Origin of the sequence: Kitasatospora sp. NRRL B-11411 (genome assembly GCF_000721345.1) — a bacterium.
Taxonomy (GTDB): Bacteria; Actinomycetota; Actinomycetes; order Streptomycetales; family Streptomycetaceae; genus Kitasatospora; species Kitasatospora cineracea.
The window spans coordinates 54811-70086 of record NZ_JOGH01000023.1 but is presented as its reverse complement, the minus strand read 5'-3'; the positions used below and the strand labels follow the sequence as shown (position 1 = coordinate 70086).

General features: G+C 75.7%; 16 protein-coding genes. 4 read left to right on the top strand and 12 right to left on the bottom strand.

The annotated features are described in order from the left end of the window. The first annotated feature begins 24 nt into the window (after positions 1–24). Both IH44_RS46510 and IH44_RS0114080 read left to right on the top strand, forming a co-directional pair. Positions 25–822: a hypothetical protein gene (locus tag IH44_RS46510; protein ID WP_030459864.1), complete on the top strand. Its 798-nt coding sequence runs from the start codon at positions 25–27 to the stop codon at positions 820–822. Positions 823–982: 160 nt separating this feature from the next. Further along, positions 983–1981 carry an adenosine deaminase gene (locus tag IH44_RS0114080; protein WP_030459863.1) on the top strand — a complete coding sequence of 333 codons (999 nt, stop codon included), beginning with the start codon at positions 983–985 and terminating at the stop codon, positions 1979–1981. Here IH44_RS0114080 and yidC read toward each other — a convergent pair. The 6 genes from yidC to IH44_RS0114050 form a co-directional block, all read right to left on the bottom strand. Beyond that, entirely contained in the window at positions 1954–2640 is a 687-nt protein-coding gene (gene yidC, locus IH44_RS0114075; RefSeq protein ID WP_051816883.1) for a membrane protein insertase YidC, read from the bottom strand. The genes IH44_RS0114080 and yidC overlap by 28 nt on opposite strands. A gap of 254 nt (positions 2641–2894) precedes the next feature. After that, positions 2895–3176 carry a DUF6412 domain-containing protein gene (locus IH44_RS0114070; protein ID WP_030459861.1) on the bottom strand — a complete coding sequence of 94 codons (282 nt, stop codon included), beginning with the start codon at positions 3174–3176 and terminating at the stop codon, positions 2895–2897. Between the two features lie 236 nt (positions 3177–3412). Beyond that, positions 3413–4483, bottom strand: coding sequence for a Gfo/Idh/MocA family oxidoreductase (locus IH44_RS0114065; protein WP_030459860.1), 1071 nt, complete (start codon positions 4481–4483; stop codon positions 3413–3415). A gap of 99 nt (positions 4484–4582) precedes the next feature. Then, the gene (locus IH44_RS46505) at positions 4583–4945 is read right to left on the bottom strand and encodes a hypothetical protein (RefSeq protein WP_030459859.1); all 363 of its coding nucleotides are present in this window, start codon (positions 4943–4945) and stop codon (positions 4583–4585) included. Between the two features lie 202 nt (positions 4946–5147). After that, positions 5148–5561 (bottom strand): nuclear transport factor 2 family protein, encoded by a 414-nt coding sequence (locus tag IH44_RS0114055; RefSeq protein ID WP_030459858.1) that lies wholly within the window; start codon positions 5559–5561, stop codon positions 5148–5150. 23 nt (positions 5562–5584) lie between these two features. Next, entirely contained in the window at positions 5585–6496 is a 912-nt protein-coding gene (locus tag IH44_RS0114050; protein WP_030459857.1) for a zinc-binding dehydrogenase, read from the bottom strand. A 127-nt stretch (positions 6497–6623) separates the two neighbouring features. On the opposite strand from IH44_RS0114050, the gene IH44_RS0114045 reads away from it, so the two are divergent. Then, positions 6624–7565 carry a LysR family transcriptional regulator gene (locus tag IH44_RS0114045; RefSeq protein WP_030459856.1) on the top strand — a complete coding sequence of 314 codons (942 nt, stop codon included), beginning with the start codon at positions 6624–6626 and terminating at the stop codon, positions 7563–7565. 85 nt (positions 7566–7650) lie between these two features. On the opposite strand, the gene IH44_RS0114040 is transcribed toward IH44_RS0114045, so the two are convergent. The 4 genes from IH44_RS0114040 to IH44_RS42775 form a co-directional block, all read right to left on the bottom strand. Beyond that, entirely contained in the window at positions 7651–8430 is a 780-nt protein-coding gene (locus IH44_RS0114040; protein WP_030459855.1) for an HAD-IIA family hydrolase, read from the bottom strand. Between the two features lie 301 nt (positions 8431–8731). Next, entirely contained in the window at positions 8732–10255 is a 1524-nt protein-coding gene (gene mycP / locus IH44_RS0114035; RefSeq protein ID WP_051816882.1) for a type VII secretion-associated serine protease mycosin, read from the bottom strand. Positions 10256–10361: 106 nt separating this feature from the next. After that, on the bottom strand, positions 10362–12005 hold the full coding sequence (locus IH44_RS49100) for a WXG100 family type VII secretion target (protein WP_051816881.1): 1644 nt from the start codon (positions 12003–12005) through the stop codon (positions 10362–10364). Positions 12006–12042: 37 nt separating this feature from the next. Then, on the bottom strand, positions 12043–12603 hold the full coding sequence (locus IH44_RS42775) for a hypothetical protein (RefSeq protein WP_051816880.1): 561 nt from the start codon (positions 12601–12603) through the stop codon (positions 12043–12045). A gap of 379 nt (positions 12604–12982) precedes the next feature. On the opposite strand from IH44_RS42775, the gene IH44_RS0114020 reads away from it, so the two are divergent. After that, entirely contained in the window at positions 12983–13693 is a 711-nt protein-coding gene (locus tag IH44_RS0114020; protein WP_232794941.1) for a uracil-DNA glycosylase, read from the top strand. A 54-nt stretch (positions 13694–13747) separates the two neighbouring features. Here IH44_RS0114020 and IH44_RS0114015 read toward each other — a convergent pair whose 3' ends face one another. Further along, the gene (locus IH44_RS0114015; RefSeq protein ID WP_051816879.1) at positions 13748–14422 is read right to left on the bottom strand and encodes a 3-oxoacid CoA-transferase subunit B; all 675 of its coding nucleotides are present in this window, start codon (positions 14420–14422) and stop codon (positions 13748–13750) included. Beyond that, positions 14419–15192, bottom strand: coding sequence for a CoA transferase subunit A (locus IH44_RS0114010; protein WP_030459849.1), 774 nt, complete (start codon positions 15190–15192; stop codon positions 14419–14421). Before IH44_RS0114010 ends, IH44_RS0114015 begins: the two co-directional genes overlap by 4 nt. Between the last annotated feature and the right edge of the window lie 84 nt (positions 15193–15276).

The window sequence follows — 15276 nt, the reverse complement described above, 5'->3', positions numbered from 1 at the left end:
TTCTCCACGGGGGAGTTGACGGACATGACGGTACGTGCACGAAAGCTCGGGCTGCGGGTCGCGGCACTGGCGGCCGCCGGACTGGTGCTGACGGCCTGCAACGACGACCTGACGGACGCCGGCGCGGCCCCGTCCACGGCGGCCGGCTCGCCGGCCGCGAGCGCCAGCCCGACCGGCAAGGGCAAGGCCAAGGAGCCCGCCAACGGCGGCAAGCCCAGCACCAAGCCGAGCGGCGGCACCGCGACGGGCACCGACAAGGCGGCGCAGGCGAAGATGGGCAAGCTCGCGCTGACCGCCGCCGAGTGGGAGACCTACGCGGCCGACGGCGACGACAGCACCAGCACGGACAACTACGTGATGGACAAGTCCTGCGCCAACGTGCCGGACGGCACCGCGGTCAAGGGGCTGACCGCCACCGTGCTGCGCTTCGTCAAGCAGGACCACGAGAGCGACACCACCTTCGCCAGCACCGAGGCCGACCAGTTCGCCACGGTCGCCGACGCGCGCCAGGAGGTCCAGGCCTTCCGGCAGAACACCCAGCGCTGCCCGAACTACACCGAGGACGACGACAAGTACACCGGCGTCCACGCGGGCAAGGCGCCCGCGGTGCCCGGCGCCGACGAGGTGTACCTCGACGAGGGCAAGGCCACCTACCCCACCACCGACGGCGGCCGGACCGACCCGCGGGACTTCGTCCTCATCGCGGCCCGCAAGGGCACCGTCGTGGTCAAGGTGTTCCTGGACGTCGACCCGAACTTCAACGCCGCCACCAGCAAGGACGACGCGCGCGCCGCGATCGCCAAGCTGGCCGCCAAGTGGTGACCGGCCGGCGGGCCGCCGCGGGTTAGCATGCGAGGTCCGTTCGGGTCCGGGTGGTCCGGGCCCGGGCGACCCGCGTCCGGGCGGTCCGGATCCGGGTGAGAGCAGACGGGAGCGTGCCGTGGCCGAGGGTGTCCAGGGGATCGAGGCGTTCATCGCCGGAATGCCGAAGGCGGAGCTGCACGTGCACCACGTGGGCTCGGCCTCGCCGCGGGTGGTGGCCGAACTCGCGGCCCGGCACGCCGGGCGCAGCAAGGTGCCGGCGGACCCGCAGGCGCTCGCCGAGTACTTCACCTTCACCGACTTCGCGCACTTCATCGAGGTGTACCTGAGCGTCGTCGACCTGATCCGGGACGCCGAGGACGTCCGGGCGCTGACCTACGGCGTCGCCCAGGACATGGCCCGGCAGAACATCCGCTACGCCGAACTGACCGTCACCCCCTACTCGTCGGTCAGCCGCGGCATCCCCGACGTCGCCTTCATGGAGGCGATCGAGGACGCCCGGCTGTCCGCCGAGAAGGACCTCGGCATCGTGCTGCGCTGGTGCTTCGACATCCCCGGCGAGGCCGGGCTGGCCTCCGCCGAGGAGACCGCCCGCCTCGCCCTCGACCTGGCCCCCGAGGGGCTGGTCTCGTTCGGGCTCGGCGGGCCCGAGATCGGCGTGCCGCGCCCGCAGTTCAAGCCGTACTTCGACCGGGCCCGGGCGGCCGGCCTGCACAGCGTGCCGCACGCGGGCGAGTCGACCGGCCCCGAGACGGTCTGGGACGCGATCCGGGTGCTCGGCGCCGAGCGGATCGGCCACGGCACCCAGTCGGTCAAGGACCCGGCCCTGGTCGACCACCTGGGCGAGCACCGGATCCCGCTGGAGGTCTGCCCGACCTCCAACCTGGCGACCCGGGTGGTCGAACGGATCGAGGACCACCCCGTCCGGCAGATGGTCGACGCCGGGCTGCTGGTCACCATCAACAGCGACGACCCGCCGATGTTCGGCACCGACCTGAACACCGAGTACGCGGTCGCCGCGAAACTGCTCGGCCTGGACGAGGCCGGGGTCGCGGCGCTCGCCCGCAACGCCGTCGAGGCGTCCTTCCTCGACGAGGCGGGCAAGCGCCGGCTGGCCGGCGAGATCGACGCCTACCTGGCGGGGTGGCCCACCGCCTGACCGGTGGCGGGGCCGGCGGCCGGACGGTGCAGGTACCACCGTTCGGCCGTCGTCCAGGCCGTGCTGGTCAGCAGGTAGAGCTGGCCCGCGAGCGGCAGCAGCAGGGCGAACAGCGGGGTGCCGAAGGCCAGCCAGCGGACCGGGCCGACGGGAGTGGGGGCGTGCTTCGCCCGGCGGACGCCGGCCCAGGCCAGGGCCAGCAGGGCCGCCTCCAGGACGGCGAACACCGCGAACTGCGCCGGCGTGTGGGCCGCCGCGGGATGGACGGCCAGCGGGACGCCCGCGAGGGTCGCGTCGAGCAGGTGGCCCGGGGCGGTGGTGAACAGGCGGTACATCACCGAGAAGAACGGGGCCTGCAGCAGCACCGGGAGCAGCCCCGCGAACGGGCCGGTGCCTTCGGCGCGGTGCAGGGCGAGCAGTTCGCGGTTCAGCCGCTCGGGGTTCCGGGCGTGCCGCTCGCGCAGCCGCGCGACCTTCGGCGCGAGCCGGGCGCGGACCCGCTCGGCCCGGGCCGCCGACCGGGCCAGCGGGTGCAGGGCGGCCCGGACGGCCAGGGTGAACAGGACGATCGCGGCCGCGGTGGGGACGACGGCGGCGAGGGCCGCGACGGCGGCGTGGGCGAGGTGGACGGCGGGGTCGAGGACGCTCAGGACGGACATGGTCGGGCTCTCCGGGAGTCGGCGGGTCGTGACGACGGTGCTCGGAGGGCGGACGCGAGGAGGGGACGCAGGGCCGACCCGGCGGCGCCGCGCGCGGGCTGGCGCGGCGGGAGCCGGGCGGTGCGTGTGCGTGTGGTTGCCCGCGCGGTTCCCCGTGCGGTTCCCCGCGCCCCGGGCGGGGTGCGCGAGAGCGGTGGGCCCTCGGCCCCGGCGGGGGAGCGGGAGTTCGGGGACTGCAGGGAGGAACGGGCCCCTCAGGCGGCCGCGGGCCGGTGTCCCGGGGCTCGGGGGCGGGCGCGGCCCGCGGCGTCCGGGTCTCGCGGCGGCAGGTAGGCGGTGCGGTAGGCGCGGCGGCGCAGCGCCGCCGCGTGCACGGCCGCCGGGGTGCGGGCGCCGGGGAGGCGGGTGGTGGTGAGGGTGGCGGTGACGGCGACGGCGAGCAGCAGCAGCGCGGCCGTGGTCAGCGCACCCGGGCCGGTGAGCAGGTCACCGGTGAGGACCCTGAACAGGACGAGCAGGAGCGGGGTGACGAGCACGGTGCGCAACCTCCTCGGGCCGGGGCGGGAACCGTCCGGGCGGGGTGCCGCCGGACGGGTCGAGTGCGGACGCTGCGTCAACGGCCGGGCCGGGCGGCGCAGTTCCGGAGCGGTCAACGGCGGGGCGGGCACCGGAGTTCCCGGCTCCGGGTTCCGGGTTCCGGAGTTTCCGGCTCCGGGTTCCGGGTCCCTGGTGTCGCCCCACCGTCGACGCGAGGGCTCGGTCCGTCCGGGGTTCAGGGCAGCCGGACCACCGAGGCGGTCGCGGCGGAGGCGCGGGCGGCCTCCAGGACGGCGAGGGTGGCGACCGCGTCGCGCGGGTCGACCGGTGGCGGGGTGCGGTCGGCGAGCGAGGCGGCGATGCCCGCGTAGTACGCCGGGTAGTCGCCCGGGTCGGTGGTGACCGGTTCGGCGTCGCCGTCGCTGCCGAGCAGGCCGTACGCGGCCGGGTCGTCGTCGCCCCAGCGGTCCGCCGGCCCGCCGGGGCGGCGGCCGGCCCGCAGGGCGGCCTCCTGCGGGTCCATGCCGAACTTGACGTACCCGGCGCTGTCGCCGAGGACGCGCAGCCGGGGCCCGGCGAGCGGGGCCAGCGCGCTGGTCCACAGCTGGGAGCGGACGCCGCCGATGTGGGTCAGGGCGAGGAAGGCGTCGTCGTCGACCACCGCGCCGTCGCGGCGCACGTCGATCTCCGCGTACACCGTCTCGACCGGCCCGAACAGGGTCAGTGCCTGGTCGACCAAGTGGCTGCCCAGGTCGTACAGGGTGCCGCCGACCTCGGCCGGGTCGGCGAGCTCGCGCCAGCCCGGCTTGGGCTTGGGGCGGAAGCGCTCGAACCGGGACTCGAAGCGGTGCACCCGGCCGAGCCGGCCCTCCTCGACCAGGCGGCGGGCGGTCAGGAAGTCGCCGTCCCAGCGGCGGTTCTGGAACACCGACAGCAGCAGGCCGGACTTCTCGGCGAACTCGCACAGGTCGCGGGCCTCGGCGCTGGTCGCGGCCAGCGGCTTGTCGACCACGGTGGCCAGGCCGGCCAGCAGGGCGGTGCGGGCGAGCGGGACGTGGGTGCGGTTGGGGGAGGCGATCACCACCAGGTCGAACCGGTCGGCGTCCTCGAACAGCTGCTCGGGGGTGTCGAGGGCGCGGGCGCCCGGGTGGTCGCGGTGCAACTGGGCCCGGCGGTCGGGGTTGGCGGTGACCACCGCGTCCAGCTGCAGTCCGGGCGTGGTGGCGATCAGCGGGGCGTGGAAGGCGGAACCGGCCAGGCCGTAGCCGATCAGGCCGACGCGGAACGGGGCGGAGGGCGTGCTCATGCCCTCAACTCAACCACCCCGGCCCCGCCGAACGGCGGAGGCCGACCGGTTCGCCGGACCCGGTCGGCGCAGGCCCGGGCCCCGGCTCCGGCGGCGTGCTCAGCGGTCGGAGGGCGGACGGCGCCGGTACAGCACGGCGCACGCCGCGCCGGTCAGCAGCAGCACCGAGCCCAGCGACAGCAGCATGCCGTTGCGGACCGCGTCCCCGCCGTCCCCGCTGCCACCGCCACCGCCGTCGCCGGACCGGGCCAGCGGCGCGGTGACGGGGACGGCGGGGGCCGCGGCCGCGGCCGCGGCGGGGACGGAGGCCGGGACGGCGCCGGGAGCGGCGGCGACGGCGGGCCGGGCGGCCGGGCCGGCCGACAGTGCGGCGACGGCCAGCAGCAGGACGGCGGCGCGCGCGGCGGCGGCGCGGACGGCGCGGGGACGGGCGGGGGAGGCGGTGCGGCGGACGGAGGCCATCGAGGGCTCCCTTGCGTCGTGCGGAGAGGGCGTGTCCGGGACGCTAGCCAGTCCTGGTACGGGAATTGACGGTACGTCAGGGTAGTTACGGGCGGCTTAAGGCGGCGTTGAGGTGCCCCGGACCGGGTGCGACGGTCCGGGGCCGGGCGGTCACCCGCCGTTCGGGAGCGGGGCGGTCACCCGCCGTTCGGGAGCGGGGCGGTCACCCGCCGTTCGGGAACAGGGTCTCGGCGACGTGCCGGGTGTCGGTGTACTCGCGGACGGCGGCGATCCGGCCGTCCCGGACGGTGAAGACGCCCAGGCAGCGGTTGTCGTAGCGGCGGCCGTGCACGGTGGTGCCGCGCGAGGTCCACTCGGCGACCACCCGGTCGCCCTCGGCGATCGGCGTGCCGACCAGGGCGACCTCGACGGCCGTGCCGGGCTCGAAGACGCCGCCGACCGAGCCGAGGAAGTCCTCGACGACGGCCGTCCGGCCGCGCCACTCGCCGCTCAGCGGCAGGTCGCCCGGGTAGCTCCAGACCACGTCCTCGGTGAAGGCGTCCCGGATGGCGTCCGCGTCGCCGCGGGCCACCGCGGCCACGTAGTCGGTGACGACGGTGCGGGGATCGGTGTTCATGGCGGATCTCCTCGGGTGGAAGGTCAGTTGAGGGTGAGGACGGTGTTGCCGCGCACGCGCCGGCCGCGCAGGGCGGCGATCGCCTCCGCGGTGTGCTGCCAGTCGTCGACCAGGCCGAGTTCGGGGTGCAGCCGGCCCTGCTCGGTCAGCCGGACCAGGGTGCGCAGGTCGTCCCCGTCCGGGTGGTCGACGTCCGCGTAGCTGAAGTGCCGGACGGTGGCCGAGACCGGGCCGTTCAGCAGGGCGAAGAAGTCCAGCCGGACCGGCTCGCGGGACGCCTGCCCGAACCACAGCAGCCGGCCGCGCGGGGCGAGCAGCGCCAGCGCCCGGGGCAGCTCCGTGCCGCCGGTCGACTCCAGCACCAGGTCGTACGGGCCGCGCGCCCCGGCCACCTCGTGCACCACCTCGGCCGCGCCCAACTCCCGCAGCCGGGAGCCGCGTTCGGCGTTCGCGGTGACGACCGTCAGCTGCGCCCCGGCGGCCGCCGCCAGCTCGGTGACGTAGTGGCCGACGCCGCCGGACGCGCCGGTCAGCAGCAGCCGCCGCCCGGTCACCGGGCCCGCCGCGCGCAGCAGCCGCAGCGCGGTCAGACCGGCCAGCGGCAGCGCGGCGGCGGTCGGGGCGGCCAGCCGCTCGGGCAGCACCGCCAGCGCGTCCGTGCGCACCGCCGCGTACTCCGCCCAGCCCGCGCCCGGCGGGTGCGCCACCACCCGCTGCCCGACCGTCGGGCCGGTGCCGTCCGCGGCGGCCTGCACGACCAGCCCGGCGACGTCCTTGCCGGGCCGCCAGTGCGGCGGGGGGTCCTCCAGCAGGAAGGTCTCGCCGCGGTTCACCGAGAACGCGTCGACCTTCACCAGTACCTCGCCGGGGTGCGGCTCGGGCTGCGGGACCTCGGCGAACTCGACCGTGCCGTGCGCCGGAACCAGGGCCTTCATCAGGGGACTTCCTCTCGTGGGGACCGACTCGCTCGGTGCTGGACCCAGTCAACGGCCCGGGCCCCGGGAGGGTCCAACAACCGGAACGGCCCTACGACAACCGCCGGTTGTCGGCGATGATGGCCCGATGGACGACCCCGACCTCCGGCAGCTGCGGGCCTTCGTCGCAGTCGCCGAGCAGCGCCACTTCGGGCGCGCCGCCGAGCAGTTGGCGATCACCCAGCAGGCCGCCTCCAAGCGGATCGCCGCCCTGGAACGGGAGTTGGGCGTCCAGCTGCTCGACCGCGGCCCCGCCGCCGTGCAACTCACCGACGCCGGAAGGCGGTTGCTCGACCCCGCGCGGGCCGCGCTGGCCGCCGGGCAGGCCGCCCTCGCCGCCGTCCGGCAGCGGGCCGCACCCGCCCGGCTGGACGTCTGGGGCCACCTGTTCGAGCCGCTGCGCACCGTGCGCGACGCGCTCGCCGCCGCCCCCGGACTGACCGTCGAGGTCGGCCCCGCCCGGGACCTCGACGCGGTCGCCGCCGCCCTGGTCCGGAGCGAGAGCGCCGCCGGGTTCGGACGCCACCAGCCGGGCGCCGGAGGGGAGTTGGCGCACCGGCTGGTCCGGCTGGAACCCGTCGACGCGGTGCTGCCCGCCGACCACCCGCTGGCCCGCGCCGACCGGCTGCGCCCCGCCGACCTGGCCGCGCTGCGGCTGGTGCTGCCCGCCGACCCGGCCCGGCTGGACTTCCTGGCCCGGTTCGGCGCGCACTTCGGCGTCCCGCTGCTGCCCGGCGAGGCCAACCTCGGCCTCGCCCACCTGCTCGACCGGGTCCGCGCCGTCCCCGACGGCTGCACCCTGCTGCCCGCCGAACTCCCGCTCGCCGTCCCGCCCGGCCTGACCGTCCGCCCGCTGGTGGACCCCGTCCCGCTGTACGCCTGGTCCCTGGTCTGGCACCGCGAACGCCCGCACCCCGCCGTCCCCACCCTGCTGCGCGCCTTCGCCGAACGCGGCCGCGAACGCCGCTGGCTGGAGTACCGCCCCGACCGCGACTGGCTGCCCGGCGCCGACGCCCGCGACCTGGCATGACGGAGGGCCCCGGCGCGGCGGCAGCACGGCGGTGGCACGGCGGAGGGCCCCGGCGAGGCGTTCGCCGGGGCCCTCCGGGGCGGGGTCAGACCAGTTCGACCAGGTCGGCGATCGAGTTGACCACCTGGGTCGGCCGGTACGGGAAGCGGTCGACGTCGGCGGCCTGGGTCAGGCCGGTCAGCACCAGGAAGGTCGACATGCCGGCCTCCATGCCGGAGACGATGTCGGTGTCCATCCGGTCGCCGATCATCGCGCTGTGCTCGGAGTGCGCGCCGATCGCGTTCAGGCCGGCCCGCATCATCAGCGGGTTCGGCTTGCCCACGAAGTACGGCTCCACGCCGGTCGCCTTGGTGATCAGCGCGGCCACCGCACCGGTCGCGGGCAGCGCGCCCTCGGCGGACGGGCCGGTCTCGTCCGGGTTGGTGGCGATGAACCGGGCACCGTCGTTGATCAGGCGGACGGCCTTGGTCATCGCCTCGAAGGAGTACGTCCGGGTCTCGCCCAGCACCACGAAGTCCGGGGCGGTGTCGGTCAGCACGTAGCCGACGTCGTGCAGCGCGGTGGTCAGGCCGGCCTCGCCGATCACGTACGCGGTGCCGCCCGGGCGCTGGTCCTCCAGGAACTTCGCGGTGGCCAGGGCGGAGGTCCAGATGTGCTCGGCGGGCACGTCCAGGCCCATCCGGGACAGGCGGGCGTGCAGGTCGCGCTGGGTGTAGATCGAGTTGTTGGTGAGCACCAGGAAGGGCTTCCCGGACTCACGCAGCCGCTTGATGAAGGCATCGGCCCCGGGGATCGGCACGCCCTCGTGGATGAGGACTCCGTCCATGTCGGTCAGCCAGGTCTCGATGGGCTTGCGGTCTGCCACGTGGGTGTCTCCTTGGTCTTGCACAGGTCGAACGATCTTCGTGATCGCTCCGACCGGACACCACTGGCCGGCCGGGCGCCACAGGCTGCCCCAACGCCGATCAGCCTAGTCGTCCCGACCGGCCGGACACAGGGGCGTCCGCGCCCGCGGCCACCCGCGTGGGCACCCGCGCTGGCACCCGTGCGGGCACCCGTGCGGACCAGGGCCCGCGGGGCCCGGGACGGGGGGCGGGAGGCCGGCGAACGCCGACGGCGGGCGGCCCGGGCACTCCGGGCCGCCCGCCGTCCGGGCCGCTGCGGCGTCAGTTCGCGTACGGGTTCCCGCCCGAGGGCGGCGGCTGCTGCCCGTACGGCGGCTGCTGGCCGTACCCGGGGGGCGCGGCGGGCGGTGCGGCGGGTTGCCCGTAGGGCGGCTGCTGGCCGTACCCGGGCGGGGCGGCCGGCGGCGCGGCGGGCTGCTGGCCGTAGGGCTGCGGCGCGGGCGGCTGCGGGGCGTACGGCTGCTGCTGCGGCGGCACGCCGTACGGGGCGCCCGGCGGCACCGGGCCCGGGCCGGTGGAGCGGTTGCGCCGGACGACCAGCACCACCACGAGCACCAGCACCAGGACGCCCGCCACCGCGCCGCCGACGACCAGCGGGAGGCTGCCCGAACCGGAGGACTGCTGCCCGGTCGCCTCGGGCGCCGAGGACTTCGCGGGCGCGGACCCCTCCGGCGCGGCACTCGCGGCGTCGCTCGCCGCCCCGCCCGGCTGGTCCGCCGCGCCCGACTTCCCGGCCCCGGGCGAGGCCGAGGCCCCGGCACCGGTGCCGGGCAGCGGGCTGACGTCCGCCGGGCCCGGGTCGCCCGGGCTGGTCAGGGCGATCCGGGGCCGGATGACGCCGTAGCCCAGGTAGTCGCTGCGCTCCTTCGGGTTGCTCGCGGTGTTGATCAGCACCCGCAGCACCTGGTTGGCCGTCCAGTCCGGGTGCACCGACCAGATCAGCGCGGCGGCGGCCGAGGTCAGGGCGGTGGAGTCGGAGGTGCCGTCGCCCTTGCAGTAGCCGGACCCGCTGGTGCAGGCGCCGTAGATCTCCACCGCCGGGGCGGCCAGCACCACCTGCGGGCCGTGCTGCGACTTCGACCAGGCCTTCGCGTCCCGGTCGGTGCCGGCCACGGTGACGACACCGGGCAGGCCGCCCGGGTAGTCGACCTCGTTACCCGTGTCGCCGCTGTTGCCGGCCGCGGCGATCACCAGAGAGCCCCGGGAACGGGCGTGGTCGACGGCTGCCTGGAGCTTGGCGCGGTCGGCAGCTTCGCGCAGGGGGCTGCCCTGGGAGACGTTGATGACCTTGGCACCCTGATCGGCCGCGTAGGTGATGCCCTGGGCCAACTGGTTCAGAATCTGGTTCTGGGTCTCGTAACTGCCGTCGTTGACGGTTCTGATCTTGATGGGGAGGATCTTGACTCCGGGCGCCAGACCGTAGGCGCCCTGGCCGTTCAGGTTTTTCCCGGTGCCGGCGATGTCGCTGGCCATGTGCGTTCCGTGGCCGATCGGGTCGGAGAGCACGCCGCCGGGCAGTCCGCTGAGGTCGGTGCCGGTCAGCAACTGGCCGGCCAGGTCGGGGGTGCCGTCCTGGAAACCGCTGTCGACCACCGCGACCGTGATGCCCTTGCCGGTGCTGATCTGCCACATCTCGTCGGCGTGCATCGCGTCCAGGTGCCACTCCTGCGCGCGGATCGAGTCCGCGGCCGACGCGGGTCCGGCCGTCCACCCCCACAGGACGGCGCCGACCGCCGCCGCGGCGGCGAACCGTCGCCCCCGCCCTGCCCTGCCCGTTCCCCGCATCACACGCTCCCTCGTCCTTCGCCACGTCCACCGGGGCGGCCCCGGCGCACAGTTCGGCCCGGCCGCGGGAGCCGCAGCCCCCGCGACCGGGCCGTCGAACCGGTCACTACTCGATCACGTTCGGATTGACCGGGCCCATCCCGGACGTCCAGGTGTTCTCGTCCTCGGTCAGGTAGTCCGGACGGTTGCCCTGGGCCTTGCCCTTGCGGTTGGCGCTGCCGCCGCCGTGCCCGCCGCCGAAGGAGCCGCCGGCCCGGCCGTCCGCGCCCCGCTCGGCCCGGCCGCGCAGGCCGGTCCCGCCCGGGGTGAACTCGCCGCGCCCGCCCGGGGCGCGGTTCGCGCCGACGGTGCCGCCCGCGCGGTTCACCAACCCGCTGCCGCGCGAACCGCCGGCCCCGCCGCGGGCACCGCCCGCGCCGCCACCGCCGTGCATGCCGCCCATGCCGCCCGCGCCCGAGGCGCCCGCCCGGCCGGTCTGGCCGGCCGCGCCCGCGGCGCCCGACGAGGCGCCGGTGCCGGTGCCGGTCCGGGCACCCGCGCCGGTCGTCCCGGCCGTGCCGCCGCCGGTGGCCCGGCCGCCGCCTGCGCCGCTCCCGCCGAGCGCACCGCCGCCGCCCAGGCCCGGGACCAGGCCGCCGGTGTAACCACCGCCGCCCCCGCCCCCACCGAGACCGCCGCCGCCCAGGCCGCCACCGCCGCCGCCACCGATCAGGCCGCCGCCACCGCCGCCCGTGGGTGGGAGGCCGCCCGGGCCGGGGACCGTCGGGGTCGGCGCCACGTGGTCGATCTTCAGCGGCGGCGGGTCCGGGATCACCGGGGTGGGGCCGCCCGGCGGCGTGACCGGGGGCGGCGGGGTCGGGGTCGGGTAGGGGTACGGGGTCGGCACCGGGCCGGGGTGCCGGATCAGGTGCGGCGGGCTCGGCGGGGGCGGTACCACCGTCGGAGGAGGTGTGGTCGTGCCGCCTCCGCCGCCCCCGGGCGGCGTCCAGGTCGGCGGCTGGGGCGGCGTGGTGCTGCCGCCACCGCCACCGCGGCCGTTGCCGCCACCGATCGGGACTTCCTGCAGGTTGTCGAGGTCGACGGCTCCTCCCGGCGGGGCCGGGAAGGTCGGCACCGCGGCCGAGTTGAGCTGGGTGCTCGCGTACTCGTACGACTGGCTGAGGCGCTCCATCTGCGTGATGGCCTCCTGGTGCGCCTGGAAGACCCGGTCGGACGCGGCGCGGGCCTGCTCCTCGGTGACCCAGTTCGGGTCGAGCATCCCGGCCACCTTGCCGCCGAGGTAGCCGCCCGCGGCGGCGCCGATGCCCGGCATGACCACCCCGCCGATGATGGCGCCGCCGATGGTCGCGGCCGTGTTGTCCTGCGCCTCGTAGCGGCGGACGGTCTCCATGTCGTCGTACGGCACCGGGGGCAGGCCGTACTTGACGGTGCTGAGGGTGTCGCCGGCCGAGGTCATGTGGGTGCCGGCGGTCCGCGAGTAGGTGGCCAGGTCCATGGTGGAGCGGGAGACCTGGGTGCCCCAGTTCTTGAAGCTGTCAGCGGCCTGGCCCTCCCAGTCGAGGCTGCTGATGTGGGTGTGCAGCTCCTCGCTGATCTGGTCCAACTGCTGGGCAGCGTCGACCAGTTGCTGTCCGACGCCGGACACCGCGAACGGGTTGGCGTTCTCGATCATGGCGACCAGCTGTTCGTGGCTGGCGCGGCCAATCTCGCCCGGCTGGATCCGGACCAGTCTCGACTCTTCGAGTTCCATCGGTTCTCTCCCCCTGTGCTGTGGTCGGACCGGGCGGTCAGTACGAGCCCTGCTGGACGTTGCTGCCGGGTGCCGCGGCCGGGTAGCCGGGCTGCTGCCCGTACTGCGAACTGCCGGCCGGCGGGAGCTGGGCCTGGGCACCTGCCCTGCGCAGGAGCGAATGGAACTGCTCCTGTTGTTCGGCGTCCGCGTTCTGGTAGCCCCGGGCCGCCATGTCGATGCTGGCGCTCATCGCCTCGATCTGCATGGACAGCGTCTTGGAGAGCTGGTCCAGGTTGGCGTGCACCGTGGTGTAGGCGCTCATCAGGTCGCCGGCCTGGCCGAAGTCCTGGCCGAGCTGGCCGGGCGTCAGCTGCTGCCGGGAGATCGTGCCCTGGCCCGCGGCCGAGCTGTCCAGCGTGCTGAGCAGGTCGTCGACCCGCTTCTTGAAGGTCTGCAGGTTCTCCACCTCGACCTTGACCGCGGCGGCGCCGACCTGGCCGATCAGGGCCTGGGTCTGGGCGACCACCGCGGCCGCCGCCACGCCGCCGACCACCGCGCCGATGGCGCCGCCCACCGCGGCGCCGGACGCACCGCTGTCGTTGGAGGGTTCGTTCATCGCGGTTTTCCTTCCCCCGTGGCACGGCTGGCCGCGCCCGTCACTGCTTCCACTGCCGGGCCCCGCTCCCCGGGCCCGTCCCCGTCCCCGTCCCGTTCCCACGGCGGGGCACGGGTCGCCACGGCAAAGATAGCGCTCCGCGCGGACACTCCGGGAGGGGCCTCGCGCGGGCGTCCGGAACGGGGCGGCGGCGGCCGGAGCCGGGCGGGCGGGCGTCTCGGTCGTACGCCAAGGGGCTTGCGGTGCGGGGGAGTTGCGGCGGGCGGCGCGGGCTGTCGGCGCGACTGTGTAGCGTTCACCGCGGTGGGTCCGGGACGGGCCCGCGGAACGCACGAGTCAAGAGCGGCCGCCGTGCGGCGCGGCCGGTGGGAGGTACAACGTGACGGAGCTGGCCGAGACGTCCGCGGGCGGCGTGCCGGAGCTGCCCGAGTCCTGGCGGGGAGTGCTCGCCGAGGAGACCGGCAAGCCCTACTTCGCGCAGCTGGCGGAGTTCCTGGCCGCCGAGCGCGCCGAGCACGAGGTGTTCCCGCCGGCCGGGCAGGAGTTCGCGGCGCTGGAGGCGGTGCCCTACCAGGACGTCAAGGTGCTGATCCTCGGCCAGGACCCGTACCACGACAACGGCCAGGCGCACGGCATGAGCTTCTCGGTGCTGCCCGGCGTCAGGACCCCGCCGTCGCTGCGCAACATCTACAAGGAGCTCGGCACCGACCTCGGCCTGACCGTGCCGGACAACGGGTACCTGATGCCGTGGGCCGAGCAGGGCGTGCTGCTGCTCAACGCGGTGCTCACGGTGCGGGCGCACGAGGCCAACTCGCACAAGAACAAGGGCTGGGAGAAGTTCACCGACGCGGTGATCAAGGCGGTCAGCGCCCGCGAGGAGCCCTGCGTGTTCGTGCTCTGGGGCGGCTACGCGAAGAAGAAGCTCCCGCTGATCGACACCGAGCGCCACGTGGTGGTCCAGGGCGCGCACCCGTCGCCGCTGTCCGCGAAGCTGTTCCTCGGCAGCAAGCCGTTCTCGCAGATCAACGAGGCCCTGGAGGGCTTCGGCCAGAAGCCGATCGACTGGCAGATCCCGAACATCAAGGGCTGACCGCAGGACGGAGGGGGGCCCGCCGGGAACGGCGGGCCCCCCTCCGGCGCGTGCTCAGGCCAGCACCGGCGGCTCGGTCGCCGCCCGCAGCTGCGCCAGGGTGACGCCGTCCGCGAGGGAAACCAGGCGCAGGCCCTCGGGGGTGACGTCGAGGGTGGCGAGGTCGGTGACGACGCGGTGGACGACGGCGCGGCCGGTGGCGGGCAGGCTCAGCTCGTCGACGATCTTCGGGCTGCCGTCCTTCGCGGTGTGCTCCATCACCACGATCAGCCGGCGGGCGCCGTGGACCAGGTCCATCGCGCCGCCCATGCCCTTGACCATCCGGCCGGGGATCATCCAGTTGGCGAGGTCGCCGCCCGCGGAGACCTGCATCGCGCCGAGCACCGAGACGTCGATCCGCCCGGAGCGCACCATGCCGAAGGAGAACGCCGAATCGAAGTACGCCGCACCGGGGTTGACGGTGACGGTCTCCTTGCCGGCGTTGATCAGGTCGGGGTGGACGTCGGCGTCCGCCGGGTAGGGGCCGGTGCCGAGGATGCCGTTCTCGGAGTGCAGGACGACGTGCACGCCGGGCGGCAGGTGGCCGGGGATCAGGGTGGGCAGGCCGATGCCGAGGTTGACGTACTGGCCGTCGCGCAGTTCGCGGGCGGCCCGGGCGGCGAGCGCGGCCCGGGGGTCGAGCGCGGCCCGGGCGGCGAGCGCGTCGCGGGGGTCGAGGGCGGCGGTCATCGGGACTCCTCCGGGGCGGCGGGGCTGCTGACGGTGCGCCGTTCGATCCGGCGGTCGGCCGGGTCGGCGGCGACGATCCGGTCGACGTAGACGCCGGGCAGGTGGACGGCGTCCGGCGGGATCTCGCCCGCTTCGACGATCCGGTCGGCCTCGACCACCGTGATCCGGCCGGCGGTGGCGCACAGCGGGTTGAAGTTGCGGGCGGCGGCGTGGAAGACGCAGTTGCCGTGCCGGTCGGCGACCTCGGCGCGCACCAGCGCGAAGTCGGCGCGGATCGCCTCCTCCAGCAGGTGGCGGCGGCCGCCGAACTCCCGGACCTCCTTGGGCGGGGAGGCCACCGCGACCGCGCCGCCGCCGGGGGCGTAGCGCCAGGGCAGGCCGCCCTCCTCGACCTGGGTCCCGGCCCCGGCGGGGGTGTAGAAGGCCGGGATGCCGGCGCCGCCGGCCCGCAGCCGCTCGGCCAGGGTGCCCTGCGGGGTGAGTTCGACCTCGAGTTCGCCGCTCAGGTACTGCCGGGCGAACTCCTTGTTCTCGCCGACGTAGCTGGAGGTCATCCGGGCGATCCGCCCGGCCCGCAGCAGCAGGCCCAGGCCCCAGTCGTCGACCCCGCAGTTGTTGGAGACCACCCGCAGGCCGGTGGTGCCGGCGTCGACCAGGGCGCCGATCAGGGTGGACGGGATGCCGCACAGGCCGAAGCCGCCGACCGCGAGCAGTGCGCCGTCGGGAATGTCCCCGACCGCGCGGGCCGGGGAGTCCAGGACCTTGTCCAAGGGGGCCGCCTTAACCAGGGGGAGGGGCTGACTGGCGCACCACCCTCCCCGCAGGCCCCGGGGCTTTCCATGGCGGACGGCGCC

Bases quoted from the DNA above. Each gene is read 5' to 3' on its own strand.
- IH44_RS46510 (WP_030459864.1), top strand. From the start codon at position 25: ATGACGGTACGTGCACGAAAGCTCGGGCTGCGGGTCGCGGCACTGGCG.
- IH44_RS0114080 (WP_030459863.1), top strand. From the start codon at position 983: ATGCCGAAGGCGGAGCTGCACGTGCACCACGTGGGCTCGGCCTCGCCG.
- yidC (WP_051816883.1), bottom strand. From the start codon at position 2,640: ATGTCCGTCCTGAGCGTCCTCGACCCCGCCGTCCACCTCGCCCACGCC.
- IH44_RS0114065 (WP_030459860.1), bottom strand. From the start codon at position 4,483: ATGAGCACGCCCTCCGCCCCGTTCCGCGTCGGCCTGATCGGCTACGGC.
- IH44_RS46505 (WP_030459859.1), bottom strand. From the start codon at position 4,945: ATGGCCTCCGTCCGCCGCACCGCCTCCCCCGCCCGTCCCCGCGCCGTC.
- IH44_RS0114055 (WP_030459858.1), bottom strand. From the start codon at position 5,561: ATGAACACCGATCCCCGCACCGTCGTCACCGACTACGTGGCCGCGGTG.
- IH44_RS0114050 (WP_030459857.1), bottom strand. From the start codon at position 6,496: ATGAAGGCCCTGGTTCCGGCGCACGGCACGGTCGAGTTCGCCGAGGTC.
- IH44_RS0114045 (WP_030459856.1), top strand. From the start codon at position 6,624: ATGGACGACCCCGACCTCCGGCAGCTGCGGGCCTTCGTCGCAGTCGCC.
- mycP (WP_051816882.1), bottom strand. From the start codon at position 10,255: ATGCGGGGAACGGGCAGGGCAGGGCGGGGGCGACGGTTCGCCGCCGCG.
- IH44_RS49100 (WP_051816881.1), bottom strand. From the start codon at position 12,005: ATGGAACTCGAAGAGTCGAGACTGGTCCGGATCCAGCCGGGCGAGATT.
- IH44_RS42775 (WP_051816880.1), bottom strand. From the start codon at position 12,603: ATGAACGAACCCTCCAACGACAGCGGTGCGTCCGGCGCCGCGGTGGGC.
- IH44_RS0114015 (WP_051816879.1), bottom strand. From the start codon at position 14,422: ATGACCGCCGCCCTCGACCCCCGCGACGCGCTCGCCGCCCGGGCCGCG.